We start from the raw sequence: 1,249 nt of genomic DNA on the forward strand, positions 1-1,249 counted from the left end.
AACCAGGGATGCCGGCGCAGCAACGTGGTCCTGCTCCTGGTGCCCTCCCAAGGCCGGCTCGTGGGGATCGTGTCGGGGCTGCCACCCGCGGTCCCGGGGCTGCTGGTCGCCGCCGGGCCCGAGGGGCCGCTGGACCGGGTCGCGACGTCCTTCTCGGTGGCCAACGACGTATTGGCCACGGCCCGACTGCGCCACAACGAGGGCGTGCACACCCTCGAGGGCCTCGGCTGGCGGGTGGCCGTGCCGCGCGCGGCGGACGTGACCGCACTGATGCGGGCCCGCTACCTCCAGCCGCTCCGGGGCACCGGTGCGTTCGGGGAGGAAGTCGTCGAGTCGCTCCGCTGCTACCTGGCCAATGGCCGTAACATCCCGCGGACCGCCGAGGCGCTGCACATACACGTCAACACGCTGCGCTACCGGTTAGCCCGGTTCGAGGAGCTGACCGGGCGGTCCCTGGACGACACCGACACCCTGGTGGAACTGTCCTGGGCCTTCCACGCGGAGACGGCAGCCCCGCCGGTTTCGTAGCCGCCTACGAAGCAAGGGGCGCCACGTTGGCATCCCGCCCGTAGCCTCCAATGTGTCGCACGCCACATCCTGTTGGGAATCCGTACCCGCTATCGGGCCCATCAGAGCTCGACGTCCCGAGCTGGCGGTCTCGGCCGCCGCCCAACAGGGGAGCAACCCATGACCGCTTCGATGACAGCAACAACCGGCCTCCGAGCGCGGACCAACCATTATCGGCAGCTCCTGGCCGCTTCCGTCGGCAACGCCGTCGAATGGTTCGACTGGTACATCTACTCGATGCCTGCGGTGTACTTCTCCACGCAGTTCTTCCCGGCCAGCCCGGGAGGCAGCCTGGTGCCGCTGATGTCGACGTTAGCGATCTTCGCCGTCGGATTCTTCGCCCGACCGGTCGGATCGCTGATCCTCGGGATTCTCGCCGACCGGATCGGCCGCCGCAGGACGCTTAGCACCACGATTATGGGCATGGGCCTGGGCAGTCTCATCATCGGGCTTGCCCCCACCTACGAGCAGGTCGGGGTCGCCGCCCCGGCGCTGCTCCTGCTGGCCCGGCTGATCCAGGGCGCCTCCGCGGGAGGCGAGTATGCCGCGGGAAGCGCGTTTCTCATCGAGTCCGCACCGGATGGCCGTCGGGAGCTGTACTCGAGCTTCTTCTACATCAGTGCGACCTCGGCCAACCTGGCGGCGATCGGAATCAGCGCCTTACTCGCCAGCACGCTGGACT

Annotated in this window: 2 protein-coding genes; both read left to right on the forward strand. The window is 68.6% G+C overall.

Features of this window, described 5'->3' with window-relative positions; translation table 11 throughout:
- On the forward strand, nucleotides 1-528 hold a 528-nt coding region (locus ACY45C_RS16910; RefSeq protein ID WP_462188531.1), incomplete at its 5' end, for a PucR family transcriptional regulator.
- 171 nt (nucleotides 529-699) lie between these two features.
- Nucleotides 700-1,249: MFS transporter (locus tag ACY45C_RS16915; RefSeq protein WP_462188532.1), on the forward strand; the 550-nt coding region annotated here is incomplete at its 3' end.

This window comes from Frankia sp. CcWB2 (genome assembly GCF_977927585.1).